Consider the following 25,463-nt stretch of genomic DNA (forward strand, 5'->3'; position numbering starts at 1 on the left):
AAGCCGATATTTAGCAATCTACAGGAATGCTAACGGGTTCTTCGTTGAACAATAAATACTTAAAATAGCTTGGAAAATTTCCAAGCCATTTTTTTGTGTGAATTATATTGTGAAATTTATTATTGAATTTATTGTGATTAGAGGTGTGATTTGATGTGTGCTTTACGTTTTTGCACCTCACAAGTGAACCCGTTAGCCTTTTAGTTTGTCCGTCTCAGCCGAGGGTCATATCGATCGAGTCTTACAAGCATTTCGCTCAGTGCAATGGAGATGACTTCCCGTTCCTTAAATTCATTCGCAGGCTTGGAATCATCTGAATTATCGTTTGCTAGTTGGTGAGATAAATATTCCTTTATTTTGTCGCACATCCAGAGCTGGCAATCAGACAGTATAATTTTTTGTGCATAGCCCCACTCCTTTATTGATTTATTACCCGTATGCCAGCATGATTAAAACGCCTCCTATACCTTTATCAGGCCCAATTACTTCCAATATCCCCAAGTGTGACTTCCACATCCGCCAGTAATGCCCTTATTAATAATTCCCAGGTTTGTCTCATAGATATAGAAAAGCAAAGCAAAGACAAAAGGGGAGCCGTTATGAAAATATTAGTAAGAGGGCTGGCGGTTCTCGTGCTGGCCATGTTTCTTGGCGAGTGCGCCGAGTTCCTGATCAATATGATACTGGCAAGGGAGCTTGGCGAAAGTGGAATTGGCCAGTATATGACCATTCTTCCGTCCATTTTCCTGATTATGCTTCTGGCAAGCTTTGAACTTCCGGCATCGGTATCAAAGCTCGTTGCTGAAAAGGAAAAACGGTATCATCGCAGCCTGATCAAACATGCTTTTAGGATGACGATTATTTTTACAGCCTGCCTGTTTGCCGTTGCTGCCGCTGTCATTCCGTTTGTGCCTCTGTTCCAAAACTTTCACCCTATGCTTAAGTATGTAGTCCTGCTTCTTATCCCGCTCGTTTCGTTCTCCTCCATCGCGCGAGGCTACTTTATGGGAAAAGAGCATATGGGGAAAATTGCTGTCTCTCATCTGCTTAGGCGAATCGTCCAGATGCTTCTGCTCGCATCCATTTATCAAGTGTTGGAATTTGACCGGCCTACAGCACTCCTGATTGCATTTTGCACACTTGCTGCCAGTGAAGTGGCCGTTTTCCTGTATTTAATCTATTCATTTATCGTTTCCTATCAGGAAATCAAAAGAATGCCGGGTGAAAATATGTCTCCGGTGGTGGTGAGGAGGAGCCTTGCCGCTGTCTCCATTCCGACAACAGCTCTAAGGATTTTCCATGCGCTTGCACATGCAGCCCAGCCGTTTTTAATCAAGTGGGCGTTAGTCCAGGCTGGGGTACCTGCAGAAATGGCAACAGAACAGTTTGGCATGGTTGCCGGGGTAGCTATGACAATTGGCACATTTCCGGCGTTCATTGCCCATTCCTTTATGATCATGCTGATCCCTGCGGTTGCCAAGCTGCACGCGGGAGCAGAAAGTTCGAAGCTTTTTCAGCTGCTGCAGCAGGTCATGCTCCTGACGCTTATTTATGGCCTTCCATCAGTAACGGTATTTTACTTCCTTGCAGAACCGCTCACGAACCTGTTTTTTCACTCGAATCATTCAGCTTATTACTTACAGCTCCTTTGGCCCTATTTCTTGTTGCATTATTTTATTATTCCGATGCAGGCCTTCCTGATAGGCCTAGGATTGATAAAAGATGCGTTCTTTCATACTTTTTGGTCGACCGTTGTTTCTTTTGTGGTCATCTATCTTCTTGGTGCAAGGCTGGAATGGGAAATGCCTGGTGTTATTATTGGCATGAATGCAGGGACTGTTTTGCTGGCGATGCTTCATTACATGACCATTTGCAAAAAAATTGGCGTGCCATGGACCCTGAGGCTCTCTGAGAAGAGATCATCTCTTTGACCCTTTAAAGGGTTTTTTCTGTTTGCGGCGAAAGTATTCACTAGGACATTCGTCAGGAGGGATGCTATGGACAAGATTCTTAGAGGCCACCATCTCCTATGTGTACACGGTTTCCGGGGAATGGGATACAGTCCCGGCTTTGTCAGGAGGATGGCTGAAATAGTAGCTGACATAAGAGATGAAAGCAAAGATTTTTATATAAAAACAGTGGAAGCATTTGATGATGCCTGTATGGCCTGTCCGCATCAGGGCATGGAAGAATGTGAAGCAGGCGAAGGTTCTAATGAGCATGTACTAGAGATGGATGGGAGAGTGCTCCGTCATTTAGGACTTCAGCATGGAAAAAGTTATTTGAAATCGGAACTTATTCTTTTGACTGCAGAAAAGGTGATTCCTGATGATCTGGACACACTTTGTGCAAATTGTTCATGGCTGTCATATGGAGTCTGTAAGAAAGGAATTGCGGATTTAAGGAAGAAGCATAGCAAGGGTGGGGTGTTTGACGAGCGGTCATGAAGTTCATCTGCTGCAGGGCGGGAAAAATAAAAAGCCTGCTGCAGCAGACTTCAAGTAAGACCGCGACTGGCAACAAGTTGCGAATTCTATTAACCAGAATTACCCTCATCGCCAACCTGCTGGTTGATGATTTCCTCCGGGAATGTCGCTCTGATATGTTCCCGGTTTCCGTACAGAATAGCCCTGTCTCCGGGATGAAGCTTTGTTTTGTTAGCCTCATTCCGTATCTTCAAGTCGCCTCTTCCAATGAAGAGAACATTAATGTCTTTACTGTTCCCGATGAGCTGCCTGAATGTTTGCTCTATTAATTCAGAATTTTCATGTACTGATATCTCGGCTATTTCATCTTCTTCACCGAATAATATCACATCTGAAACTGGCAAATCGGCAATATTGTAATTCTTTTTGAGTTCGCTTTTGAACATTTTTCCCAGCCTTTTTTTAATGCGGGGGATTTTAAGAAAAAGTGTGATGCCAAGCAGTGCCGCAGCAATATAACCAATTTCCATGGCAAAAAAGTTATCCGAAAGCATACTGCTGATTGCGGAAATGATAACGGCGAGGGAAAAAGCGCCAAAAAGGATGAGGAAGGCCCCGAGCCTTCGTCTGATGGGATGGTCGATGATCAATTCGGACTCACCTGTCGTAAATCCGGTACCTGTCAGCATAGAAATTACCTGGAATCTTGCTACGTTGTGGTCAAGCCCTGTCGCGATGAAGAGAATGACATTGATTTCGATCACTGCGAAGACAATCGCAAAGTAGATCAGCATGAATAATATACCCATCATTGTGCCTCCAATTTAGAACGGACATAAAGAAGCCCGGGAGGATTACTCCCAGGAAAGGATTACTTTTGTTGAATGTTTTCATTATAATAATTGACTCCGTACATCGAACCTTCACTGACCATCTTATTGTCCTCTACATCGAGAGGGTCAGGGTTTCCTGCCTTCTGGACTGGAAGGACAGTTGTTTTGCCTGATTTCATGGACATTACTTTTTCCTTTGCGTTCGTGGTGAGCTGTTTGATTTTATTTATATTCTCTTTTGGTTTCATTGCCATCCAGATAGCTGCCGCGCCGACTCCCAATAGAACATATGGCTTAAGTGAATTTGTTTGCATGTTTGTTCCTCCTTTATTGAATACCCTATCTAATGGTCATTCATGCTGTGTGGATCAGGGGACTTCTCCCGTCTTGTATTATTGTTTTTACCCGGGAATACAAGCAGGGAAACATTAAAATAAGGTAACAGCTTTGTTTCACAAATATCGTGTCCAGTTCGCCCAGGCCCTAACCGTTCCTGATAGGAATAGCTGGATGTTAATCTCATGATAAACTGGGGAATATAATGAGAAATGGAAAGCAAAGTAGGGAATACAATGAGTACATTTAATCAGGGAAAATGGAAATGGTATCATGTTTCACTAGATAAGCTTGCTGAAATCGATCATTTAATGAAAAAGCATCCAGGCTGCGAGATGTGGATAAACGAAGTGGAACATCGAAAATCCAATAGTCTTAGAGTTGACTCAAGGGTGGAAGGCGGAGAATTCATCTGGGGTTCGCTCGTGTACCAGCAAGACGTAGAGAGCAGGGAAGACTATAATCTGTTCCATTTTTATTTGACTAGAGATTTCTTTATCACTGTCGATTTAAAGCTTCCTCTTTTGGAGAAAAGCGACTTTGGAGAGGTCCAGAAACAAATGGACCACGCTGATAATGCGGTGGAAGGATTTTTTATCCTGATTGGGGAGATTCTCAATGACTATCTCGACAGAATTGATTTGTTCGAAGACCGGCTCCACGGTCTGCTGTGGAAAGTGAAGAAACAGAACAACCTCAAGATTCTCGAGAGAATTTATGACAATAGGCACGAACTGCTTATATGGAAAAACTTGATGATTCCCATAACTGAACTAAAGCTTGCTGCTGAGGAAGCTTTTGGCGATTCTATCAGCGAAGGGCGTGAATTCAAACGGACAGCGAGGAGATTGACTCGGGGGAGGATTGTTATTCAGGAGTATCAGCAGGAGATTGACACACTGATTGATCTTGAGGAAGTTGTTTCTTCCCATAGAGGGAACGAAATTATGAAAACCCTCACGGTAATGACGATTATGTTTACACCAGTGATGGCATGGGGCGCCTTATGGGGAATGAACTTTAAGCTCATGCCTGAATTAGGATGGAAGTTTGGTTATGTTTTAGCTATAGGATTGATTGTCCTATCCACGGTCGGTTTATATGTCTATTTAAAAATGAAAGGCTGGATCGGGGATATTTTAAAAGGGAAAAAGAATAATTCTTTCTTTGAATAAGCAGCCGTAAAAAAAAATCGCCTTTATTCCAGGCGATTTTTTACTGTCCTTATTCAGCTATTTTAACGAGCATATGTGCAAACTTGTGCTGTTCTTCTTCTGTACCGCTTTCCACAATTCTCTCAAAAGGTGTTCTTCGCGGTTTCGCGGCTCTACTTTCTCTGCAAGGTAGCCGGCAACCTTTTGCGCAGTCGCGGCAACTGTTCTTCATTTAGCCCAGCCGTTCTTCCAAGCTGGATTCGCTTATGGAGGTAGGACTTGAATTCTCCGAAATTGAATTTCATCCGCGCGTCCGCTGTCCATACGGTCAAGAGTTACTTCTGTAAAAAGACAATTAAGTTATTTAATTTTAAAACCTAAAACAAGCATAACCCCGTTCTAAATTTAGGACGGGGTTAAAATATAGTTGTTTAATTTTCGATATAAGATACTTCACTGCACTTAAAAATATAACAATAAAGTCGTTTGAAAATCTAAGGTTTATTCAACAATAGCGCCTGATTATTAAAGATCATTATTCAAATCTTATTGAAGAAAAGCCCCCTTTAGTGTAAGTACATCTTTTCACATTTAATCTAAATCAAACTCAAACTTAAAACCTGCAAGTTTGCTTATCAAATACGTTTCTGAAGTCCTTTTTCGTTGGGCACATGAAACTGGACATATTTTAAAGAATCCAGTTGCAACAATATATTATGTCTTCTAGTTTGAATACCCTCTTTTTAACTTTAGTAATGAAAATAATCCGATATTATGCAACTCTGTACAAAAAGCTGCATAATATCGGCTCTAAGGATTTTATACGTTATAGAAGATTAGCTTTTCGTTACATTAACAGAGCCTTTCTAATTAAAAATTATAGGAAAAGTAAATGTAACGAAAGCTGCCCAAAGTCCGTAGGCCGGCAAATACTTAGTAACGGCATCTTGGATAGTTGAAGGTCCGGATTTGTTTTGTAGAAAACGCATATAGGAGAGCATAATCCAAATTAGATTTGCCCAGATAAGTATGTTTACTCCTAAAGCAGCAAGTCTATTAGGCGTAATCCCATAAGAAGAAAGTCTGAACACGATGGCTGACAAAGCCACACTGTCAATGATAAGCGCAAGAACAATTAAGGCAAAATTTATATAATCTGAAATGTTCTTTTTCTCGTCTGAGTCGCTCTCGGTAATGGAAAATATGGTAACGGCCAATACACCAAGGAGTATTCCGTTGAAGGCTATCAGGAAATTGCGGTCCAAGAATGGATTTTTTCCGACCCATATAACCGTTATAAGATAGACCAACAATGTGACCAGGACAAGAGGACTAAAAATTTTAGCTATATATGGTGTAATATTCTTAGCAAGTTTAAGATTCATTGATACCAGGTATGCAGCCACAATAGCGAGAGCGGCAGCACCAAATAAAACGACATTACTAAAATAGAATTCTTCTATATCCAAGCCAACAAAGCTAAATAACTGCATGGTTAATGCTGCTAGTACCATTCCGCTAACTGCCATGCTGGCGTAGAGAATACAATATTCCAAATTAAATTTAATATAGGCTAATCTTGTACTGCCTTTTGAATATTCATTTCCTGTAAATGCAAGCCCTACCAATACCCATAAGAATATGGGAAAGTGTAAATAAGCAAGGATAATACTGTCTTTATAATTTAATGGCAGCATATTAAGATAAAACCCGGAAATTAGGAACAACGCTGCAAGGGAATAAATAACACTTTTTTTCGGAGTATTATTGTAAACAAAATAGGCAGCAATAAAGGGAATTATACCAAATGCCAGGTTAATTGAAGCAATTGCTTCCTGTTCGACAAAATGGAAAATGATCCTGGTGCTTATCCCGGCCAGAATGGCTAAAATGCCCATGAATAAGAAACCTTTTTGAAGCAAGGAAGATTTTTCTGTATTTGCCGTCTCCTTGAAATGCAATCTTTCATACCAAACGCCAAGAACCTGAGAATCAGGATTTTGTTCCCATGCGTGTGAGAATGACTTTTTAAAAGTTTTCGGGTCTTTTCTATACATTCTCTCCAGCTCATGAGGGTTAGTAATATTTTCAATAATCAAATTGTTAATGTTCATAGTTATACCTCCCCTAATAATTGTTATATTAAGTTTCCTTGATTCATTTAACTATCTTCGTCACTTTTGTATTCTAAAATATCTCCAGGCTGACATTCTAAAGCCTTACAAATTGCCTCTAAAGTGGATAATCGAATCGCTTTTGCCTTTCCATTTTTCAATATAGAAAGGTTCGCCATTGTTATTCCAACCTTCTCCGAAAGTTCTGTTACGCTCATTTTCCCTTTTGCTAACATCACATCAATATTGATTATAATTGCCATTGTTATTCACCTCAGACCGTTAAATCATTTTCTGATTTGATATTAATTGCTTCTTGTAAAAGTTTTTGGAGAACAGCCGCAAAGACTGCGATAACCATCGAAGCAAAAGGAACAACCAATCCGACAAAGATAACTCCTGGTGCGTCGTCTACTTCCGCAAAGATATAGAAGAGAGGCCAAACTAGCACATGCAAAATACTGATTTTGATGGCACAGTATTTGATTTTCTTTAAAGCTTTTACAGATAAATCGGAGAAAGCTTTATTTTTGTCAATATAGCGTAAGAGTTTGAAAGCCTGATACAAAGCAAAGTAAAAAGGTATCGCCGATGCATCAAAAGCGATGAAAACGAGATATTTTATAAAAGCAAACTCTGGAAGCAATTTTGCTGCAAGATTCGCCATCTCAGGCACCAAAAAGATGCACAGAGCAAGAACTGGGACTCCTAAAAGAATAACAGCTATTTTTAAAACCAACGTTGTTACTTTTTCCATAAAAAGTACCTCACTTATTTATTCTGATTTTGATTTTAATATATATTTTATCGTTTTGCAATAAATTTTTATTAATTTAAATAACATTTTTATTGTAGGTTTTTGTTTCAAGCAAAAATAAAAAGCATTCCTCATTCAAAGAAATGCTCTATAACTTTAAACCATTAAATTTATAACTTGTACAGCTAACCTGCCAGTTAGCTTAAGTACGTTTCTTCACAATATTCTCTATATGCTTTAACAGAAATATCTAATTTTCTTATTAAGTGTTATTCCATAAAATGGCCCGATTGTTGAATAACATGACTGGCGTTTTTTAAACAACTTTATTATGTTTTAAACGACTTTATTGTAAATTAAACAACTTTATTATCTCTGTACAACTTCTACTTTGCTGGTGGCTACTTCGCCGTTTTTATTGATCATATGTTCTTTTTCCATCTTCATCTCCTCCTTTTAATCTATTTAATAGCCTGCCAGGAAGGAGGAGAAACCGCAGTGAGCACATTGAGAGCCTACAACATTAAAAAAGGTACAGGCCACTTAGCCTGTACCTTTCTTAGTCCGCCTTATAAGACGGACAGAGGAGAGTGATTTTGAATTAAATCGATTTTAAATATATCGATTTAAGACAAGCGTCCCTTTTGCAAGTTCCGCAAATCTCCCTCCGGATGCAATGCCAATGTCCAGTTCTGAAGTCGCTATGTTCTCCATCTTGAACCAGTCCCTTCATATTGTGTTTGGCCTTGCACTCTTCATTTACCCGGAGGAAAACCAGTAAAACACATTATTATTCTGAATATATTGGAACATTAGGATGCTTATGGAAAACAATAAGGTCATCTAAGCTTTAATCGTCGCTTGATAATATCCCAAAAATACGGAGAAGACTGATGAACAGGTTGATGAAGTCAAGATACAGATTCAGCGCCATCAATGGGACTTCTTCAGCAGAGACACCATAGCGTTTCATCATATTGAAATCGTAAAGAACATAGCCGCTGAAGACCAATACTCCGATGAACGAGAAGGCAAGCATGCCTGTGGAGCTGAGCGGCCAAATCATGTTAAAGATAGAGATGGCGATCAACGCCAGCAGTGCCGCGAACAGCATACCTCGTAAGAAACCGAAGTCACGTTTCGTTTTAGTGGCATATACGGCCAATCCAGTAAACACAAAGGTTGTGGTGCCGAGTGCCATAAGAACAACATTTGCACCTGCTGCGGCTGCATAGTAATTGATGATTGGGTACATGGTTATTCCTGAAATGAACGTAAATATATACAGGAACGTGTAGGATATAGTCTTTTTCTTTCTTAGGAAGAAAGCTCCTAGCAGCATGGCAAGTTCAAGGATGGCGAGTGGCATGAACAGTGCAGGCGGGATAAAGACGCCGCATGCCATTCCAATGAAAGCAATGGCCAGTGAAAGAGCAAATGTCCTGATTACCGAAGGCATATATGGGCTTTCTGCATGTGAGTACATGTAATGGACCACCTCTGATTCTTAATGATGTTTAATAATACGGATAAGGACCTGCCAGGTTTCACAAATTTTCTTTTTCTTTTGCTTGGACTTTCAGAAGGTCGCGAATTTCTCTTAAAAGCTCTTCTTTTATATCCTGCTGTATTTCTTCTTTTACTTCTTCTTTATGCCGGAAACGGGAGACAAGGCGTATGAAGACAAAGATTGAAAAAGAAATGATGAAGAAGTTAATGATGTTTTGAAGGAAGATTCCGTACTTAATATTCGCGTCAATAAATGGATACGACAGCTTGGAGAGATTAATGCCGCCAAGCAAAATACCAAACAGCGGCATGATCATATCATTAACGAGAGAAGTGACGATCTTCCCGAATGCCCCCCCGATAATGACACCGACTGCAAGGTCGAGTACATTGCCCTTTAATGCAAATTTCTTAAATTCATTCCACATAATGCTTTCCTCCTGATACGATTGTCAACGTTGATATAGTGTTTTTGTGGGGAGGAATTTGCCGGAGCATAAAAGCAACAGAAGGCAGAGGAAATTCCCTTTGCCTTCTGTTCAGTACTTTATTGTGAAGGATTGCCAGGTATCCGCGTGCTCACATTCATGGTATTCCAAACGGTCTACACTGGCGAATGGGTTGCCGCGGCGGAGGTCTTCGATAAAAACTTTCAGGTTCTCTTTTGTCCCTGTTGCAATGATTTTAACGGCTCCGTCAGCCTGGTTCGTTACCCACCCTGTTATGCCATACTGAATGGCCTTCATCTGGGCATAGTAACGATAGCCCACTCCTTGAACTCTTCCTGATACAACAATTTGTAATTGAATCAAGATGTCGCCCCCAGAACTTGATAGATAGTGCAATTTCACCTAGATGTTTTCATTATATCAACAAAGAATATGAGCGTATAGATGAAACTTCATCCATATTTTTACAGGCATGGTAAAGGACAGCTGCAAAACAGCTGTCCTGTTACGATTTTAAAATAAAGGGATCTTAGAAAGCCCAGTTTCCGTTCCGGAAAACAGGTTCGGATTTTCCATCGGCTGTAATACCGTCAATATCCATTTCGGCAGACCCAATCATGAAATCAACATGTGTAATGCTTGTGTTTAACCCATTAGCTTCCAGTTCTTCACGGGACATCTTTTTCCCGCCTTCGAGACAAAAGGCATACGAGCTGCCAATTGCAAGGTGGTTTGAAGCATTTTCGTCAAATAGGGTATTGAAGAACAGGACGTTAGACTGTGAGATAGGGGAATGGAATGGCACTAGAGCCACTTCACCCAAATAATGTGAGCCTTCATCCGTTGCCACAAGGCGTTTTAAAATATCTTCGCCTTCCTCTGCCTGCACTTCTGTAATTTTTCCATTTTCAAAGGTCAACATGAAGCCATCAATGATGTTTCCGCCGTAGCTGAGCGGCTTTGTGCTTGAAACATGACCGTTGACACCAGTTTTAAGCGGAACCGTGAAAACCTCTTCTGTCGGCATATTCGCCATGAATTCGTGGCCCTGCTCATTGACGCTGCCGGCTCCGACCCAAATATGTTTTTCAGGTAACTCGATTGTCAGGTCGGTTCCAGGCGCTTTGTAATGAAGCTTTTGATAATGGCGGCTGTTCAAATAGTCCACTTTCTCATGCAGTGTTAGGTCATGCTGTTTCCATTCTTCCACAGGATTCTCGGTGTTGATACGGACTGCCTTGAAAATGGCCTCCCATAATTGGGCGACGCTGTCTTCGGCGGATGCTTCCGGGAATACCTTTTGGGCCCATGCTTCTGAAGGCGCGGCAATTACTGTCCAGCTGACTTTATCTGACTGTATGTATTGTCTGTACTGTTCCAGAGCTGTTCCGGCTGCTTTTTGGAAGTTTGAGATCCGCTCTGGGTTAATTCCTTTTAACAAATCGGGGCCTGAAGACACGATGGACATGAAGGCTGCACCTTTTTCAGCATAATCGACCACTTCTTTTGCACGAAAGTGTGGATACTCGGAGAATGCTTCACTCGGAGCGAGTTCGTACTTTGTCCTTGATACGGTATCGTCGTTCCAGTTGACGACTACATTGGCTGCTCCAGCCTCATAGGCTTTCTTTACAATAAGACGGACGAGCACTGCTGCATCAAGAGATGTGTTGACCACAAGCGTCTGGCCTTTTTGGACGTTAACGCCAACCTTTACGGCAAGGTCAGCATATTTTTCAAGGGAATTTTGAAAGTCATTCATAAACAGGTCTCCTTTTCTGAATCTTCATATATTACATTCTAACCATTTTTCTGAAAAAAAGATACGATTTTGGCGGCAGAATCATCCAAGTACTCCTGTAATGGACTATTGCTGCACTATGGAAGCTTTCTGCCTCTCATACATCCTGAACATAACCCAGTACAATCCAGCGCTTAAAAGGGCAAGGACAGCCAGAATAAAGAAAGTCCAGCGATAGCCAATCCAGACTGTCAAAGGAATCGAAATCGGCGCAATGGTCCTGCCAAGAGTGTACCTGAGACTTGCTGCGGCAAAGTACTGTCCTCTCATTTGCTCTGGAGCCAGATTAGAAATGAAGCTTTGCTGCAATCCAGCAGTCATCAATTCTGCCAGGGTGAAGACTGCCATGGCAGCAATGAGCCCCCAAATCCATTCTGTTTGGCCAAACATGAAGATGGAAACAGCATAGATAATCGATGAAAGGACAAATACATTTATTTCTCTATACCGAGTCATCAATTTTGTCACGGATACAGTGAAAAGAGCGACAAGGAAACCATTTTCAGAAAGGATTAGGCCGAATGCCTGCTCACCGCTCACAGAGAAGGCTTTGCTGCCAATTTCCAACAAGGTCTGGTCCATAATTTTTTCCTTCGTATAGACGGGAAAGAGTAGGTCTAGCTGCATGAATGTCTGTGCAGCAAGGACCCCTGCGATAATAAACAGGAGGAATATCCGGTCCTTGATGATGACCTTATAGTCAGCAATCTGGCTTTTTAAGAAGTAATACCATTTTTCGTTCTTCTGTTTGTTTTCAGTGCGTGGCGGAAGCGTTTCACGTGTATACTTCCACAGGACTGCGGCTAGGAGGATGCAGATAATCCCAACGGCGACGAGCAATTCGAAGCGGTATTTGACGTAGAAGATCGCCCCGAGGATTGGGCCGATTACGACGGCGATATTGATGGACGTATAAAAGACGGCAAACACGCTGCTCCGGTCTTTTTCTTTAACCACATCGGCAATCATTGCCTGGCTGGCCGGCCAGTATATGGCCCCGAAAACTCCGACAACGGCAAAAGCGATAAATCCGACGACTGGCTCATTGAACCAGGGAGATACCGATAAAGCGAATACAAGGAACGCCGCACCCTGCCCGAAGGCCGAGATGACCATCATTCTTTTCCTGCCGAATTGGTCTGCAAAATAGCCTCCCATGAGGTTTGCGGCAACCGAAAAGATTTGCGAGAAAATCAGCAGCATCCCCGCCCGACCTTTCCCGAAGCTTTCGGCAAAATAAATTGTTAAAAAGGGGAAAAACATCCAAAATGTAATATTCATAAGGGCCTCGCCAAAAAGGCGGACCTTTAAATTCCTGTCCCAATCCCGTATCCGCATAACTATGCTCCTTATCTGGTTTTCAGCCCATTTATAATTTTATAAGTCTCCTTGATTGATATAATACTATTTTTTCGGAAAATTCCACAAGGAAATTAGGCAGGCGAAATTTTCGGATTGGGAATTAAAGCGATGCGCGCCCGGATTTTTGGTTTGCTGAGGGGAAATTTAGTGAGATGGAAAGGAGGGAAGTGGGGTGGCAGTTTTTTTGAGGAGATGGAGAGGTAGAACAGGGAACTGGTCGGTTCTTAGCTTTCGTTTAGGAGAAGAAAAAGAACAGCAACTGGCAAGATTTTTGTTTTCCGTTACGGCGGTGGTGGGAAAGTACAGTGAACTGGACGGCGTTTTTTAAGTTAAGGAGGGGGTGGAAAAGGTTGGACGGTTTTTTTGCTCCTGGATTGTTTTTAGGTGTACAAGGGGTGATTATGTGGGATGAAACTGATAAATTCTCTTAATGTTCGAAAAGAAAAATGCTTCCGATGGGGAAGCTGGTGTTTGAGCCCAGTTACCGGAAGGCTATTAGCGGAAGTTTGATCTGCGAAATAGGATATTCCCGGTTGCGAGCAATATATTCCCGATCAGCGGTCGGATATTCCCGGTAATGACTGATATATTCCCGATTAAGAGCGGTATATTCCAAGTAGCTGTATTACAGTACTATAAATGTGATTTATTGTAAATCGGTTGTGGCACTCCATGCTTATACAACTAAAAAAGGAGCCGCTTCCACATTGAGAGCGGCCCCACAGGCTGTCGAGAAAGTCTCGACAGCTTTTTAAAATAAATACACTACAATATATTGTGGTTTAAGTCTTAGGTTAATTTCTATATATTGGTCCGAGAGATAATAAAACTTCAAAAACTCCCATTTTCAAAATCAGTAATAAAAAATAGGGGTTACTCTACAGTCTAAGGGGCCGCTCCCACATTGAGAGCGGCCCCATTTTCCGGAAACTCATGTTTATTTTTCAAACGGCATGAATTATGGCTTTGTGATCAGTCTTTTTTCTCAAGTGCCGCTTTGAGCAGGTCACCGAGGCTGTTGCCAAACGATCCTTCATCTGGGCTGTATTTTTGTTTTAGCTTACGTTCTTCATGCTTGGTAACGGTTTTCTTCCGTTCCTCCGCTTTTTCAACAATGTTGCAGCGGCGGCATTGGAAGTAGGCCCCTGCCTTGCCGTTGTGGATCTCCATTTTCTTGTGACACTGAGGGCAGCGCCTGTTCGAAAGTTTAGGATCCTTATGTTTGCGGAAGCCGCAATCCAAGCTGGAGCAGACAAGGATTTTGCCTTCTTTTGTTTTTCTTTCCTTCAGGAATTCCCCGCACTCCGGGCATTTTGAGCCAGTCAGATTGTGGGCACGGTACGATTTGTCGCTTGCTTTAATTTCGGAGACAAGCTGGTCTGTCTGCTTCCGAATCTTCGCTTTGAATGCTTTCGCATTGCCTTTGCCCCGGGCGATTTCTTCAAGCTCTTTTTCCCATTTTGCCGTCAGTTCAGGGGAGGTTAGTTCATCGTTAACAAGCTCGATCAGCTGTTTCCCTTTTTTCGTAGGGTAAAGACGGCTGTTTTGGCGTTCTACCGATTCCGCGGAAATCAGTTTCTCGATGATGTCCGCCCTTGTAGCTGGGGTGCCAAGTCCGTATTTTTCCATCCTTCCGAGAATGTCAGCTTCGGAAAAACGCAGCGGAGGTTCCGTCAGTTTCTTACTGAGGGTGACTTCCCCAATGCTGAAAGCTTTGCCTTTAGCAAGATTCCCGAGATTTTGGCGGCGAATGCTGCTTTCATCATCTTTGCCAGAAACTTGTTTGAATCCTGGTTCGAGGACGTTTGTTTCTCTGGCGCTTAAATTTTCGCCGTTCACTTCGAATTGGGCATGAATGATTTCGGATTCATACGCAGGATAGAATAAGGCAAGAAAGCGCCGGACGATCATGTCGTACAGCTTACGCTCATCATTATCCAGCTTGCCGAGGTTCAAGTGTTCCTCGGTAGGAATGATTGCGTGATGGTCGGTTACTTTTTCATTGTTGAATACCCGGCGGGCCTGAACCTTGCCTTTGTTTGCGAGAGCAGGGCGGATTTCGTCCCTGTAGCCTGATGAAATGCCATGGAGCCGGTCTATCATTGTTGCTTCCATGTCGGTTGTCAGGTAGCGGGAATCAGTCCTTGGGTATGTGACAAGTTTGTGCTGTTCGTACAATCCCTGCAGCACATTCAGAGTTTTTTTCGCTGAGAAGCCGAAGCGTTTATTGGCATCACGCTGCAATTCTGTCAGGTCATAAGGCATCGGTTGAGGCTCGCTTTTCTTTTTACGGACTACAGCGGTTAAAATCGCTTTTTGTCCTTGAAGCTTTGCTTTGATTTTTTCTGCTTTTTCAGCAGAGAAAATACGTTTTTCTCCATTATGCTCCCATTCAGCCTCCAGTAGGCCGGCTGCAGCAGTGATGGTGAAATACTCTTTTGGCACGAACGAGGCGATTTCTTTTTCACGCTCGATCATCATGGCCAGAGTAGGTGTTTGAACTCGCCCTGCTGAGAGCGGGTCTTTGTATTTAGTCGTCAGCGCACGCGAGACGTTCAAGCCGATCAGCCAGTCTGCTTCTGCCCGACATACAGCTGAGTCATACAGTGTTTCGAATTGTTTCCCAGGCTTCAGATGCTTGAAGCCATCCTTGATCGCCTTGTCGGTCTGAGAAGAAATCCAGAGGCGTTTAACGGGTTTGTGGCAGCCTGCCTTTTCAAGGATCCAGCGGGCCACAAGCTCCCCTTCACGTCCGGCGTCCGTTGCGATGATAATTTCTTTGACGTCTTTTCGTTTTGTCAGGCTTTCAATGGCTTTATACTGACCGGTAGTTTGCCTGATGACCTTAAGCCCCATTTTTTCAGGGACAATCGGAAGGTCCTCCAAACGCCATGTCGTGTATTTGGAATCGTAATGCTCGGGCATCTTCAATTCGATTAAGTGTCCCAGTGCCCATGTGACAATATAATTGCTGCCTTCGATATAGCTTTTATTTTTTTGATTGCAGCCGAGAACTCTCGCCAATTCGCGGGCAACACTCGGTTTTTCTGCAAGGACAAGTGATTTCATACGTGCTCCTTTCAATAACTGGGTTTTGCTCTACTTAATCAAGTATAATGGATAACAAAAGAAATTTGTATTCCTGCACTCCACTAAAGGGGGTCAGGCACCCGAGTGTGGTTTAAAGTATTAAAGCGAAAGGGATGTATGGAGAGATGGACGACTATATCAAGGAAATACGCGAAAGAATTGGAAGCAGGCCTTTCATTTTGGCTGGTTCTGCAGTGGTTGTATTGAATAGGAAAGATGAAATCCTTCTCCAAAGAAGGGCGGATACTGGAAAGTGGGGAATTCCTGGAGGCGCAATGGAACCAGGTGAGAGCTTAGAGGAAACGGCAAGGCGGGAGCTATATGAAGAGACTGGGCTGAGAGCTGTTGAGCTGCAGTTTCTCGATTTGTTATCTGGGAAAGAGTATTACTTTCAATACCCGAATGGTGACGAGATCTATAATTGTATCGCACTATATGGTGTGAAAGATTGGGAGGGTACGCCGAGAATCAATGATGATGAAAGCCTTGAACTCGGATTTTTCCCGATGGACAATTTACCTGCTTTGGAGGGGAATCCAAAAAGGATTGTGGACAACCTGGCAGGGTATGGTTTGTTTCCGGAAATAAGACAGCTTAGTATGGCTGACAACATGACAGCGGCGAAAGTGTTGGAGATGCAGCGGTCAGCCTATCGGGTGGAAGCGGAACTGATCGGCACGGACGAGATCCCGCCACTTAAAGAAACGTTCGACCAACTGCAATCCTGTGGAGAGACGTTTATCGGCTTTTTCGAACAAGGAGAATTGGCCGGTGCACTTTCCTATGAACAAAGTGGAGGAGTGGTGGATATCCACAGGCTTATTGTAGACCCCCGCCATTTCAGAAAAGGAATTGCACGGAAACTGCTGGAACGGCTTGAAAAAGGTGTATCAGACGTTGAGGAATTCATCGTCTCAACAGGAGCTGACAACCAGCCTGCAGTCACGCTCTACAAGAAGCACGGCTTTAAACCGGCAGGCGAAACAATCGTAGGTGGCGGAATCCGGCTCGCTCACTTCACCAAACCAAAGCGTGCCTGACCCCCAGTGCGGTGAATCGTTAAAGCGTGCCTGACCCCCTTTATCCTGCTAAAGGGGGTCAGGCACCACAGACAGGCTACCAAAAACACCAACTACACAAACACCAACTACACTATTTTTCTTCTTCTTCAATCCGGTTTTTGAAGGCTTCCTGTGTGACGAGCAGCTCCTCGTCTTCCTGGGCTTCTGTCGTATGCCTTTCAACAATTGTGCCCTCCGGCAATTTTCCCGGGTGGCCTTTTCTTTTATGGTTGAATCCAACTCCGCGTGACATGGTCATGACCTCCTTTCGCTGCCTGTTAGCTTTCCCGCAACAAAGTTTGTTTATGAACTTCTTCCCCATCATGAAAGTTATGGCTGCATCTGCATAGTTATTAAAGAAAGCAGGTTGATAAAGGAGAGTGGGCAAATGATGGATCAACAATATAGAGGCAATTCAGGTGCATCGTTCTTAGCAACAAGGGATGACCCTGCACCGCTTTTTTCTGCCGAGGCAGTTTCCGGGAAAAATGAGATTGCCAGGCTGTCTTTAGGGGACTATATAGGGAAATGGGTTATCCTGTTTTTCTATCCGAGCAATTTCACAGCTGTCTGATCGACAGAGCTGGCGGCGGTCGCCGCTGTTTACCCTCATATTCAAGCTGCAGGTGCAGAACTCCTGGCCATTAGCACTGACAGCATCTATGCTCATAATGCATTTAAACAGACATCGCCTCCCCTGAAGGATGCCGCATTTCCTTTAGTGAGCGACCGGAACCAAGAAATCGGCAATGCATACAAGGTACTAGACCGGAAGGCTGGTGCAACTGTAAGGGCTTCTGTGTTCATAAGCCCAGACCAGATTATCCACGCCAAGTTCATTTATCCTCGTGAAATCGGCAGGAATATTCCGGAACATTTCAGGCTCCTTCAAGCGTTCTTTTTTGAAAAAGAAACCGGCAAGGGCGTACCGGCCAACTGGATTCCGGGTCATCCGGGAATAAATATGGCTCCTTCGTACATCGACAAGGTATAAAGCCAGCAGTCCCTTCTCTTTTATGGAGAAGGGGCTTTTTTTGTTTTAGAAAAAAAGTCCCTAAATATGGATCTCTGACAGAAGCTGTGGAAATTAGGTGACAATAATCACAGAAAAAAATATTTTTGTCACATAGTTGTCTCAAATATTTTCTATTTACCACACAAAATTTTCTTACAATAGCATTAAAGGTATTTAAATCAATGATTACTTTTTAGGAGGAGAACAAGATGGATGAGGTCCTAGTGCTCAGCAGGATCCAGTTTGCGGTTACGGTAATCTACCATTTTTTGTTTGTGCCGCTCACAATCGGGCTTGTTATTTTAGTCGCTATCATGGAGACCAGATTTGCAAAGACTGGAGACAGCCTGTATAGAAGAATGGCGGATTTCTGGGGTAAGCTTTTCACTATAAATTTTGTACTCGGTGTCATCACCGGTATCACGATGGAATTCCAGTTTGGTACGAACTGGTCAGAATACTCGAAGTACATGGGCGATATTTTTGGTTCGCCTTTGGCTATTGAAGCTTTGCTCGCATTCTTCCTTGAATCTACATTCTTTGGGATTTGGCTATTCGGCAAAGATAAGATTTCGCCGAAACTTCGTGCCTTCTCGATGTGGATGGTCGCCCTTGGCACCAATATTTCAGCACTTTGGATCATTACCGCCAACGGTTTCATGCAAAACCCGGTGGGCTATGTGATAAGGGACGGCAGAGCCGAACTGGAAAGTTTTACAGCGCTCATCACAAACCCTTATGCATGGCATATGTTCTTCCATACAGTTATCAGTTGTTATATCGTAGGATCTTTCTTTGTAATGGCAGTGAGTGCCTATCATCTGCTGCGTAAAAATGAGACACCGTTTTTCAAAAAATCATTTAAGTATGGCCTGGTTTTGGCAGTTTTCGCTGCAACAGTGACACCGTTCATCGGTCACCAGTCGGGGGTGTATGCAACTGAAAAACAGCCGGCCAAAGGAGCAGCCCTTGAGGCTGTCTGGGAAACACAGTCAAAAATGCCTTTCCACATCATACAGTTCCCTGATGCAGAGAATGAGAAGAATTCCTTCGAAGCTCTTAGCATCCCACGGATTGGAAGCTTCTTATATACGAATACATTTGACGGAAAAGTTACAGGCCTGAAAGATATTCCGGCTGATGAACGCCCGAATGTTCCGCTCGTGTTCTATTCTTTCAGGATCATGGTTGCGCTTGGGACATTCTTCATGCTTGCTTCATGGTACGGAGTTTATCTGTATCGGAAAAATAAACTCGAAAACTCTAAAAGGTATTTGAAAATGATGCTATATTCTGTCCTGCTGCCATATGTTGCAATCAATGTAGGGTGGATTGTGGCGGAAGCGGGGCGCCAGCCTTGGGCGGTATACGGATTAATGAAAACTTCAGCAGGTGTATCGCCAATCAGCCTGTCGCAAATCATTTTTTCGCTAGGTTCCCTTGTCCTGTTCTATACGATTTTGCTGATTGCAGATGTGTACCTGATCGTGAAATTCGCGAGGAAGGGACCTGGTACGGAGCTTGCGGCTGGTACAGAAGGAGGAGGAATCAAGCATGTCTCATGATACGCTTGCAATTATCTGGTTTGGGCTTTGGGGCTTGATTTGGACGATATACTTTATCCTTGATGGCTATTCGCTCGGCACCGGGATGCTTTTCCCGTTTATTGCAAAGAATCGGCAGGAGAGGAACCAGATTCAAGAAGCAATCGGACCTTTCTGGGGAGGAAATGAAGTTTGGCTGATTACCGCTGGAGGAGCTACATTTGCCGCATTCCCGGCCGTCTATGCAGACATGTTCTCTTTTCTCTATACGCCATTGTTCCTTGTTCTGATCGCTTTGTTCCTCAGGGCAGCAGGCCTTGAATTCATGCATAAGGATGATCATCCGGTATGGCAGTCAGCCTGCAAGTGGGGATTCACCATTGGAAGCTTCCTGATTGCCCTCCTGTTCGGTGTGACGTTCGCTAACCTTTATCGTGGCCTTCTCATCGGAAAAGAAGGATACGAAGGGAATCTGTTGAGCCTCCTGAACCCTTATGGCCTGCTAGGCGGCTTGTTGTTTGTCGCTTTGTTCCTTCTATCGGGTTCCCTATGGATTCAGTTGAAGACAGAAGGAGAAACAGCAAAGAGAGCTGCGAAGCTTTCTCGGCCGATTGCAGGAGTCGCAGCAGCCATGCTCGCATTGTTTTTCCTGGCAACAGCCAATCGGACACCGCTTACCGATAATTATGCCGACTATCCTATTCTTTGGATTGTACCGCTCCTTGCGCTTGTTGCAATGCTTGCAGCCGTGAGGTTCGTATTCAAGAAGAAAATCGGACTCGCTTTCACTGCTGTCTGTATCACAATTTTTACAAAAATGGCTTTTGGATTTATCGGGATGTTCCCGAACATGCTTCCATCTAAAATTGACAATGCCTACAGCGTGAATCTTTACGATGCGGCAGGCAGCAAGCTGAACCTTACCATCATGTTCACAGTAGCGATCATCTTCGTTCCGATTGTCATTGGCTATCAGCTGTGGAGCTACTCGTTGTTTAAAGAGAAAATCCATAAGGAAAGTGCGAAAGGCTATCAGTGATCAAAACCTCATAATGACAGAAAAGACCAAATCACATTGTGATTTGGTCTTTTTTTCGCGTTGTTAAAATTGCAGGAAATAAATGTTTGACTATAGAATTATGATTTTAGCAATAACAAAGGGGGAATTTTCTTGTTTGAAGTAAAAAAGGCTGGTACACAGCATATCGAAGGCATCATCCAAGTCTGTACAGACGGATACAGAGATACATACTGTGAGACTCACTCTGAAGAATACATAGAAAGAGTCATCAAACAGTTTTATCATTACGACCGAATCTATGAAGACGTACTGAGCAGCGGGGAAGGCTGGGATGGCTGGTATATCGCTGAAGAAAACGTTAAAGTAGTTGGGGCAATCGGCGGGGGACTAACTGAGAAAGCTCCTGCGAGGTATTTGTGCTGTACTTAGACCCTAAACGGCGTGGGGAAGGAATAGGCACCCTTCTGTTAAACGCTTTAACAGACATTCAAAAATCAAAAGGTGCTGCCCGGCAATGGGTCTCAGTTTCAAAAGGAAACCACAAAGGAATACCATTTTATGAAGCCAGGAGCTTTCAGTTTGAAGAAGAGCAAAAGACATATGAAAGCAAAGAAAATGAAGAGTACGTTTCACTGAGATATTGGCGGGAAATCTGATAAAAGAGTGAGTGTTAAAGATGGGTGCAGGTGTAGGTGAAATCCTAATTTCACCATGATTTTTCCTGATACCAAATGGATTATAATGATAGTAACAATGCGGAAAAATGAGGGGTGGGGCTGATGGATTTTTCACTGATCATTGCTGAGGATAGAATTAAAAAGGCTTATGATGATGGGGAGTTCGAAAATTTGCCTGGATTTGGCAAGCCTCTCAAGCCGGATGAGCTTGCTTCGGTACCACAAGAGCTTCGAATGGCATACCGAATCATGAAGAATGCAGGCTATTCACCTGAGGAAAACGCCATCAGGCAGGAAATATTGTCAATCGAAGACTTAATTAGAAGCGGGGTTGAGGGAGAAGAAGCCAAAGAATTACAACAGAAGCTGAATGAGAAGCTGGTCAGTTATCAAAACCTTGTTTCAAACCGAGGCCTACAAACCAACTCTTCTATTTTTAAAAATTATCACCAAAAGATAGAGGATAAGCTACTGTAAGCAAAGAGTGAAAAGCCGGGGATGATGCCCGGCTTTTATTATAGTTTTTTAATTATATATGGTTCGGATTCTTGCTCAACTTCATGGATGTTGATTATTTTTTTACATATATTATCTAATTGTCCGAATCAGCTAGTTTTCTGTCCGAATTACGCGTCTTTTTGTCTTAATCAAATCGTTTTCTGTCCGAATCAAGCTTGTTTTTAGGAGAAACACGTCATTTCCCGAGAGTATAGAATTATTTCCCGAAACCATTCCCTTAAATTACCCGAATCAATCCACTAGTTTACCTGCATCTGAGCCAAACTAGCCTTCCAATCACAATTTTTAAGTCTGAAACCGTCCCAGACCGCCCTAAAACCATAGCAACCCAACCCAAAAGATCAATAAATCATTTCAAACTGCTCCTGCCAGGTCAAGCAATTATTCGGAGAATCCATCAGACTCTCGTCCAAACAGTATCCACACTGTCCATCGAGCCCCCGTCCAAACAGTATCCACACTGTCCATCGAGCCCCCCGTCCAAACAGTATCCACACTGTCTATCGAGCCCCCGTCCAAACAGTATCCACACTGTCTATCGAGCCCCCGTCCAAACAGTATCCACACTGTCCATCGAACTCCCGCAAAACAGTTTTCAAAGTGTCCATCTAACCCCTGGTAAAACAGCTGTCCCAATGTTCATTAAGCGGATTTGGTTTTTCAGCCATTTCCGGTTTTTTATTTAATGAGCGGAAGTGCGGACTCCTTCTTTTGGCCTATATATCGCTATTTGGGAACAAAAAACATGATATTTTCGCAAGTACTCCTAAAGGTTTTTTTAAATATGTCGAAATAAAAAGTGACACATAGTGAACTTAATAAGATATTTAGAGACAGCTCTATGCAGACAGGAGAATCATACATGGACAAATCATCAATCATCGGTATAATCCTTGGTATTATTGCGGTAGGGGTAGGAATGTTCTTAAAGGGAGTCAGCCCGGTTGCCCTCGTCAATCCGGCCGCGATAATGATAATTATCGTTGGGACAGTGGCCGCTGTCACAATCGCATTCCCCTCGAATGAACTGAAAAGAGTGCCAAAGCTTTTCGGCGTGGTTTTTAAGGAACAAAAGCAAGTCGACCTTGTTAAATTGATCAAGATGTTTTCAGACTGGGCCCAGCTTGCCCGGAAAGAAGGTCTTTTGGCGCTTGAAGGGAAAACAGGGGAAATTGAGGATGAGTTTTTGAAAAATGGGCTGTCACTTGCCGTCGATGGCCAAAGCGCCGATTATATCCGTGATGTACTCTCCGAAGAAGTTGAAGCAATGGAGGAACGCCATCTTGCTGGCGCTGGGATTTTCACACAGGCCGGTACGTATGCGCCAACACTTGGAGTATTGGGTGCTGTAATCGGATTGATTGCTGCATTAGGACAAATGGAAGATACAACAGCCCTGGGACATGCCATCAGTGCTGCTTTCGTGGCAACCCTGCTCGGTATCTTTACAGGATACGTTTTGTGGCACCCATTTGCTAATAAGCTAAAGCGAAAATCAAAGCAGGAAGCAAAAGTGAAATATATGATGGTTGAAGGAATCCTCTCCATCCTGGAAGGAGAAGCGCCAAGGGTCATTGAGCAAAAGCTGGCTTCTTACCTTCCAGCGGGTGAGCGTAGCAGGATTTTAGAAGAAAGTGTCGTGGCTCAGGATGAGTAGGCGCAAGAAAAAAGCTCATCATGAGGAACATATGGATGAATCCTGGCTGATCCCATACGCGGATTTGCTGACATTGCTCCTTGCCCTGTTCATTGTCCTTTTCGCGATGAGTTCGGTTGACGCGATGAAATTCCAGATGCTCTCAAAGGCGTTCAATGAAGCGTTCACTGGAGGCACAGGGGCATTTGAGTTCCAGAGCCCAATGCCTGAAAGCCAGATGGCTTCCCCAGACGAAGAGAAAAAAGATCAGGAAAAAAATGATAAAGAAGCGATTGCGAAGGAACAGCGTGAGCTTCAGGAGCTCCAGAAGAAAGTAAATGCCTACATTAAGGAAAAGAACTTGTCTGAGAAACTTGGAACATCACTTACTGATGAAGGGCTGCTTGTTACAATTCGGGATAATGTCCTGTTTGAGTCAGGAAAAGCAGAGATTCGCGAGACGGATATCCAGACAGCGAATGAAATAGCTGATTTGCTGGTCATGGATCCTCCAAGAAACATTATCATCAGCGGGCATACAGACAATGTCCCAATCAGGAATTCCAATTTTGAATCGAACTGGGAGCTCAGTGTTATGAGAGCAGTGGAATTCATGAAAATCATCCTGAAAAATGAAGGGCTAGACCCCCGCTGGTTCAGCGCAAAAGGATTTGGAGAGTTTCAGCCAATTGCCACAAATGACACGGAAGAAGGAAAAACACTGAACCGAAGAGTTGAAATTCTCATTCTCCCGCGGATTTCTGATTAAGCTCCAGAATTTGAATAGAATCATAAAAAAACCGGACCCCACCAAGTCCGGTTTTTTTATGGTTCACAATTAATTGGTGGAATCCGATAAAATATTTATTTAACTATTTTAAATATTTGGCAGTTTTGGTATCATTTAATGATTCCACTATTCGGGGGTGAGATTCTAATGAGGAAACTGAAACAGTCACTGGGCATTTTTCATCCTATTGTGTGGGTATTGCTGTCCGGGACCATACTTGCGAGAGGATCGGCATTCATGACATTGCCTTTCCTGGCTGTCTACCTGTCAAAAACAATGGATCTCCATCCCATCATGATTGGCATTACTATTGGAATCAGCCCGCTGACAGGGACACTTGGAGGGTTCATTGGCGGCCACCTTTCTGACCGCTTCGGCCGAAAACCGGTCATGCTGCTCGCATTAGGAGCCACATCGTTGGTCTATTTCGGCTTTTTTCTCGCTGAAACACCAAGCGCCTTTATTTTGCTTAATGCCCTGAACGGACTCTGCACTGCTTTCTTTGAGCCAACTTCACAGGCACTGATTTCAGATGTCACTGAAAAGAAAAATAGAATGAAGGCATTTTCGCTTCGATATACTGCCATCAACATTGGAGCATCAGTTGGTCCGCTGGCAGGCGCCTACATGGCAGTTGTGTCTGCTAAATCAGCGTTTCTCATTACGGGACTTATTTACCTCGCTTACTCCGTCGTATTGCTTCTGATGATGAAGAAATATTCCGTACCTGGAAGAGATGAGGGCAGCAATCCCATGTCACTAAAGGGATCGCTGAAAATCATGGCAATGGACAAAGGTCTCCGCTTTCTGATTCTGGGAAGCATTTTGATCAATCTGGGGTATTCCCAAATTGAGTCCACCCTACCGCAGCATTTAACGAAAACAATGGAAGAAGGGGTATTCGTTTTTTCCGTCCTGCTGTCAATCAATGCAATCATGGTCGTCCTGCTGCAAATGCCCCTCAGCGCTTACAGTGAAAAATTCAAGACGATGCAGGTGATGATGGCTGGTGCGATCCTGCTTTCAGCGGGCTTGCTATGCTTTGGCTTTGCAAAGGGATGGATCATCGCTATTATCGCAGTGCTGCTAGTAACAGTCGGGGAAATACTGATCTTCCCCTCAAGCAGTATGCTTGTTGACCAGATTGCACCAGAAGAGCTACGCGGGACTTACTTCGGCGCAAGCCAGTTCAGGAAAATCGGACAATTCGCTGGCCCGATTGCAGGCGGATTTCTGCTTGGAGAAGGAGGGGCACTGCTGCTCTTTCCAGTCATCGCTGGAATTACTGTTTGCAGCCTGTTCTTTTTCTCAAGGGGGAACAAAGCAGTCTCCAAAGTGGAGCAGCCAACAAACTTCTCCGTTTAGGATC

26 protein-coding genes and 2 pseudogenes are annotated in these 25,463 nt (G+C 43.4%); 15 read left to right on the forward strand and 13 right to left on the reverse strand.

From position 1 onward, the window contains the following. Positions 1 to 599 precede the first annotated feature (599 nt). Together D1970_RS10210 and D1970_RS10215 are read left to right on the forward strand one after the other, a co-directional pair. Positions 600 to 1,931 (forward strand): polysaccharide biosynthesis protein, encoded by a 1,332-nt coding sequence (locus D1970_RS10210; RefSeq protein ID WP_119112772.1) that lies wholly within the window; start codon positions 600 to 602, stop codon positions 1,929 to 1,931. Between the two features lie 66 nt (positions 1,932 to 1,997). Further along, entirely contained in the window at positions 1,998 to 2,447 is a 450-nt protein-coding gene (locus D1970_RS10215; protein ID WP_119112773.1) for a DUF1284 domain-containing protein, read from the forward strand. 89 nt (positions 2,448 to 2,536) lie between these two features. Here the strand turns inward: D1970_RS10215 and D1970_RS10220 are convergent, their stop codons facing one another. Both D1970_RS10220 and D1970_RS23595 read right to left on the reverse strand, forming a co-directional pair. Further along, a complete protein-coding gene (locus D1970_RS10220; protein ID WP_246370303.1) occupies positions 2,537 to 3,238 on the reverse strand; it encodes a TrkA C-terminal domain-containing protein in 702 nt (233 codons plus the stop codon). Between the two features lie 59 nt (positions 3,239 to 3,297). After that, the gene (locus D1970_RS23595; RefSeq protein ID WP_119112775.1) at positions 3,298 to 3,573 is read right to left on the reverse strand and encodes a YbyB family protein; all 276 of its coding nucleotides are present in this window, start codon (positions 3,571 to 3,573) and stop codon (positions 3,298 to 3,300) included. 258 nt (positions 3,574 to 3,831) lie between these two features. Here D1970_RS23595 and D1970_RS10230 point away from each other — a divergent pair, with 258 nt between their 5' ends. Further along, a complete protein-coding gene (locus D1970_RS10230; protein WP_119112829.1) occupies positions 3,832 to 4,770 on the forward strand; it encodes a magnesium transporter CorA family protein in 939 nt (312 codons plus the stop codon). A 57-nt stretch (positions 4,771 to 4,827) separates the two neighbouring features. Here the strand turns inward: D1970_RS10230 and D1970_RS22955 are convergent. From D1970_RS22955 to D1970_RS10275, 9 genes and pseudogenes are all read right to left on the reverse strand, one after another. Beyond that, a pseudogene (locus tag D1970_RS22955) lies at positions 4,828 to 4,917 on the reverse strand (hypothetical protein); the annotation flags it as partial. Between the two features lie 698 nt (positions 4,918 to 5,615). Then, complete coding sequence (locus tag D1970_RS10240) at positions 5,616 to 6,863, reverse strand: DUF4153 domain-containing protein (protein WP_119112776.1); 1,248 nt, start codon at positions 6,861 to 6,863, stop codon at positions 5,616 to 5,618. Positions 6,864 to 6,910: 47 nt separating this feature from the next. Beyond that, positions 6,911 to 7,126, reverse strand: a complete 216-nt coding sequence (locus tag D1970_RS10245) for a helix-turn-helix domain-containing protein (RefSeq protein ID WP_119112777.1) — start codon at positions 7,124 to 7,126, stop codon at positions 6,911 to 6,913. Between the two features lie 11 nt (positions 7,127 to 7,137). Further along, positions 7,138 to 7,620, reverse strand: a complete 483-nt coding sequence (locus tag D1970_RS10250; RefSeq protein ID WP_119112778.1) for a DUF2975 domain-containing protein — start codon at positions 7,618 to 7,620, stop codon at positions 7,138 to 7,140. Positions 7,621 to 8,470: 850 nt separating this feature from the next. After that, on the reverse strand, positions 8,471 to 9,106 hold the full coding sequence (locus tag D1970_RS10255; RefSeq protein ID WP_119112779.1) for a Bax inhibitor-1/YccA family protein: 636 nt from the start codon (positions 9,104 to 9,106) through the stop codon (positions 8,471 to 8,473). 61 nt (positions 9,107 to 9,167) lie between these two features. Then, the gene (gene mscL / locus D1970_RS10260; protein WP_119112780.1) at positions 9,168 to 9,557 is read right to left on the reverse strand and encodes a large conductance mechanosensitive channel protein MscL; all 390 of its coding nucleotides are present in this window, start codon (positions 9,555 to 9,557) and stop codon (positions 9,168 to 9,170) included. Positions 9,558 to 9,668: 111 nt separating this feature from the next. After that, on the reverse strand, positions 9,669 to 9,941 hold the full coding sequence (locus D1970_RS10265; protein WP_219915766.1) for an acylphosphatase: 273 nt from the start codon (positions 9,939 to 9,941) through the stop codon (positions 9,669 to 9,671). 166 nt (positions 9,942 to 10,107) lie between these two features. Continuing rightward, positions 10,108 to 11,340, reverse strand: coding sequence for an aminopeptidase (locus D1970_RS10270; RefSeq protein ID WP_119112781.1), 1,233 nt, complete (start codon positions 11,338 to 11,340; stop codon positions 10,108 to 10,110). A gap of 105 nt (positions 11,341 to 11,445) precedes the next feature. Then, a complete protein-coding gene (locus D1970_RS10275; protein WP_119112782.1) occupies positions 11,446 to 12,717 on the reverse strand; it encodes an MDR family MFS transporter in 1,272 nt (423 codons plus the stop codon). A gap of 196 nt (positions 12,718 to 12,913) precedes the next feature. Here D1970_RS10275 and D1970_RS22360 point away from each other — a divergent pair, with 196 nt between their 5' ends. After that, positions 12,914 to 13,069, forward strand: a complete 156-nt coding sequence (locus D1970_RS22360) for a hypothetical protein (protein WP_181213450.1) — start codon at positions 12,914 to 12,916, stop codon at positions 13,067 to 13,069. A gap of 644 nt (positions 13,070 to 13,713) precedes the next feature. Here the strand turns inward: D1970_RS22360 and D1970_RS10280 are convergent. Beyond that, positions 13,714 to 15,810 carry a DNA topoisomerase III gene (locus D1970_RS10280; RefSeq protein ID WP_119112783.1) on the reverse strand — a complete coding sequence of 699 codons (2,097 nt, stop codon included), beginning with the start codon at positions 15,808 to 15,810 and terminating at the stop codon, positions 13,714 to 13,716. Between the two features lie 146 nt (positions 15,811 to 15,956). Here D1970_RS10280 and D1970_RS10285 point away from each other — a divergent pair. Together D1970_RS10285 and D1970_RS10290 are read left to right on the forward strand one after the other, a co-directional pair. Then, a pseudogene (locus tag D1970_RS10285) lies at positions 15,957 to 16,382 on the forward strand (NUDIX hydrolase); the annotation flags it as partial. Positions 16,383 to 16,466: 84 nt separating this feature from the next. After that, positions 16,467 to 16,871 carry a GNAT family N-acetyltransferase gene (locus D1970_RS10290; protein WP_246370312.1) on the forward strand — a complete coding sequence of 135 codons (405 nt, stop codon included), beginning with the start codon at positions 16,467 to 16,469 and terminating at the stop codon, positions 16,869 to 16,871. A gap of 112 nt (positions 16,872 to 16,983) precedes the next feature. Here D1970_RS10290 and D1970_RS22365 read toward each other — a convergent pair whose 3' ends face one another. Beyond that, the gene (locus D1970_RS22365; protein ID WP_181213449.1) at positions 16,984 to 17,145 is read right to left on the reverse strand and encodes a hypothetical protein; all 162 of its coding nucleotides are present in this window, start codon (positions 17,143 to 17,145) and stop codon (positions 16,984 to 16,986) included. A 138-nt stretch (positions 17,146 to 17,283) separates the two neighbouring features. Between D1970_RS22365 and D1970_RS10300 the strand changes: the two genes are divergently transcribed. The 9 genes from D1970_RS10300 (at position 17,284) to D1970_RS10335 (ending at position 25,459) form a co-directional block, all read left to right on the forward strand. Continuing rightward, positions 17,284 to 17,886 (forward strand): redoxin domain-containing protein, encoded by a 603-nt coding sequence (locus tag D1970_RS10300; protein ID WP_246370310.1) that lies wholly within the window; start codon positions 17,284 to 17,286, stop codon positions 17,884 to 17,886. Between the two features lie 230 nt (positions 17,887 to 18,116). Beyond that, a complete protein-coding gene (locus D1970_RS10305; protein WP_119112785.1) occupies positions 18,117 to 19,472 on the forward strand; it encodes a cytochrome ubiquinol oxidase subunit I in 1,356 nt (451 codons plus the stop codon). After that, positions 19,462 to 20,490 (forward strand): cytochrome d ubiquinol oxidase subunit II, encoded by a 1,029-nt coding sequence (gene cydB / locus D1970_RS10310; RefSeq protein ID WP_119112786.1) that lies wholly within the window; start codon positions 19,462 to 19,464, stop codon positions 20,488 to 20,490. Before D1970_RS10305 ends, cydB begins: the two co-directional genes overlap by 11 nt. 132 nt (positions 20,491 to 20,622) lie before the next feature. Further along, positions 20,623 to 20,901, forward strand: a complete 279-nt coding sequence (locus tag D1970_RS22960) for a hypothetical protein (RefSeq protein ID WP_246370302.1) — start codon at positions 20,623 to 20,625, stop codon at positions 20,899 to 20,901. Further along, positions 20,889 to 21,128 carry a GNAT family N-acetyltransferase gene (locus tag D1970_RS22965; RefSeq protein ID WP_259339655.1) on the forward strand — a complete coding sequence of 80 codons (240 nt, stop codon included), beginning with the start codon at positions 20,889 to 20,891 and terminating at the stop codon, positions 21,126 to 21,128. Before D1970_RS22960 ends, D1970_RS22965 begins: the two co-directional genes overlap by 13 nt. A 123-nt stretch (positions 21,129 to 21,251) precedes the next feature. Next, a complete protein-coding gene (locus D1970_RS10320; RefSeq protein ID WP_119112787.1) occupies positions 21,252 to 21,626 on the forward strand; it encodes a DnaJ family domain-containing protein in 375 nt (124 codons plus the stop codon). Positions 21,627 to 22,530: 904 nt separating this feature from the next. Next, a complete protein-coding gene (gene motA, locus D1970_RS10325; RefSeq protein ID WP_119112788.1) occupies positions 22,531 to 23,325 on the forward strand; it encodes a flagellar motor stator protein MotA in 795 nt (264 codons plus the stop codon). Continuing rightward, complete coding sequence (gene motB, locus D1970_RS10330; protein ID WP_119112789.1) at positions 23,318 to 24,073, forward strand: flagellar motor protein MotB; 756 nt, start codon at positions 23,318 to 23,320, stop codon at positions 24,071 to 24,073. The genes motA and motB overlap by 8 nt, the downstream gene beginning before the upstream one ends. Positions 24,074 to 24,241: 168 nt before the next feature. Then, positions 24,242 to 25,459 (forward strand): MDR family MFS transporter, encoded by a 1,218-nt coding sequence (locus D1970_RS10335; RefSeq protein WP_119112790.1) that lies wholly within the window; start codon positions 24,242 to 24,244, stop codon positions 25,457 to 25,459. The last annotated feature ends 4 nt before the right edge of the window (positions 25,460 to 25,463 follow it).

Origin of the sequence: Mesobacillus zeae (assembly GCF_003570705.1) — a bacterium.
Classification (GTDB): Bacteria; Bacillota; Bacilli; order Bacillales; family Cytobacillaceae; genus Mesobacillus_C; species Mesobacillus_C zeae.

Bases quoted from the DNA above. Each gene is read 5' to 3' on its own strand.
- D1970_RS10210 (WP_119112772.1), top strand. From the start codon at position 600: ATGAAAATATTAGTAAGAGGGCTGGCGGTTCTCGTGCTGGCCATGTTT.
- D1970_RS10215 (WP_119112773.1), top strand. From the start codon at position 1,998: ATGGACAAGATTCTTAGAGGCCACCATCTCCTATGTGTACACGGTTTC.
- D1970_RS10220 (WP_246370303.1), bottom strand. From the start codon at position 3,238: ATGATGGGTATATTATTCATGCTGATCTACTTTGCGATTGTCTTCGCA.
- D1970_RS23595 (WP_119112775.1), bottom strand. From the start codon at position 3,573: ATGCAAACAAATTCACTTAAGCCATATGTTCTATTGGGAGTCGGCGCG.
- D1970_RS10230 (WP_119112829.1), top strand. From the start codon at position 3,832: ATGAGTACATTTAATCAGGGAAAATGGAAATGGTATCATGTTTCACTA.
- D1970_RS10240 (WP_119112776.1), bottom strand. From the start codon at position 6,863: ATGAACATTAACAATTTGATTATTGAAAATATTACTAACCCTCATGAG.
- D1970_RS10245 (WP_119112777.1), bottom strand. From the start codon at position 7,126: ATGGCAATTATAATCAATATTGATGTGATGTTAGCAAAAGGGAAAATG.
- D1970_RS10250 (WP_119112778.1), bottom strand. From the start codon at position 7,620: ATGGAAAAAGTAACAACGTTGGTTTTAAAAATAGCTGTTATTCTTTTA.
- D1970_RS10255 (WP_119112779.1), bottom strand. From the start codon at position 9,106: ATGTACTCACATGCAGAAAGCCCATATATGCCTTCGGTAATCAGGACA.
- mscL (WP_119112780.1), bottom strand. From the start codon at position 9,557: ATGTGGAATGAATTTAAGAAATTTGCATTAAAGGGCAATGTACTCGAC.
- D1970_RS10270 (WP_119112781.1), bottom strand. From the start codon at position 11,340: ATGAATGACTTTCAAAATTCCCTTGAAAAATATGCTGACCTTGCCGTA.
- D1970_RS10275 (WP_119112782.1), bottom strand. From the start codon at position 12,717: ATGCGGATACGGGATTGGGACAGGAATTTAAAGGTCCGCCTTTTTGGC.
- D1970_RS10280 (WP_119112783.1), bottom strand. From the start codon at position 15,810: ATGAAATCACTTGTCCTTGCAGAAAAACCGAGTGTTGCCCGCGAATTG.
- D1970_RS10290 (WP_246370312.1), top strand. From the start codon at position 16,467: ATGCAGCGGTCAGCCTATCGGGTGGAAGCGGAACTGATCGGCACGGAC.
- D1970_RS22365 (WP_181213449.1), bottom strand. From the start codon at position 17,145: ATGTCACGCGGAGTTGGATTCAACCATAAAAGAAAAGGCCACCCGGGA.
- D1970_RS10305 (WP_119112785.1), top strand. From the start codon at position 18,117: ATGGATGAGGTCCTAGTGCTCAGCAGGATCCAGTTTGCGGTTACGGTA.
- cydB (WP_119112786.1), top strand. From the start codon at position 19,462: ATGTCTCATGATACGCTTGCAATTATCTGGTTTGGGCTTTGGGGCTTG.
- D1970_RS10320 (WP_119112787.1), top strand. From the start codon at position 21,252: ATGGATTTTTCACTGATCATTGCTGAGGATAGAATTAAAAAGGCTTAT.
- motA (WP_119112788.1), top strand. From the start codon at position 22,531: ATGGACAAATCATCAATCATCGGTATAATCCTTGGTATTATTGCGGTA.
- motB (WP_119112789.1), top strand. From the start codon at position 23,318: ATGAGTAGGCGCAAGAAAAAAGCTCATCATGAGGAACATATGGATGAA.
- D1970_RS10335 (WP_119112790.1), top strand. From the start codon at position 24,242: ATGAGGAAACTGAAACAGTCACTGGGCATTTTTCATCCTATTGTGTGG.